Annotated in this window: 1 protein-coding gene; it reads left to right on the forward strand. The window is 55.0% G+C overall.

Annotated features, from left to right (window positions below):
• A partial coding sequence (locus RH85_RS08965) for an Ig-like domain-containing protein (protein WP_006711907.1) occupies window positions 1-473 on the forward strand: 473 nt, incomplete at both ends.

The following is a 473-nucleotide window of genomic DNA, read 5'->3' on the forward strand; positions in this document are numbered from 1 at the left end:
CTTAGTGGCCTTTAGCTCCGCAACAAAAGGGGCCACAGTCTCTGCGGCGAATGAAGGGAAGACGGATGTCAACGGAATCGCGACTGCTGTGATCACTTCGACCAGTGCCGGTAGCAATCAGGTGACGGCAATGGTGGGGGATAAATCCGCTGACGTGTCGGTGCCGTTTCTGGCGGATGCGACGCACCCAACTATCAAACTCAAGGGTGACGATAAGTCAGGTGTGAGTGCTGACAACAAAGGTCTTCACGACCTGACGGCGACCGTGCTCGATGTGAATGGCAACGTGATTGAAGGGATCAAAGTGACCTTTAGCTCCGCAACAAAAGGGGCCACGGTCTCTGCGGTGAATGAAGGAAAGACGGATGTCAACGGGATCGCGACAGCGGTGATCACTTCGACCAGTGCCGGTAGCAATAAGGTGACGGCAACTGTGGGAGATAAATCCGCTGACGTGTCGGTGCTGTTTGTGG

The organism is Vibrio ichthyoenteri ATCC 700023, assembly GCF_000222605.1.
In the GTDB taxonomy this organism is placed as follows: Bacteria; Pseudomonadota; Gammaproteobacteria; order Enterobacterales; family Vibrionaceae; genus Vibrio; species Vibrio ichthyoenteri.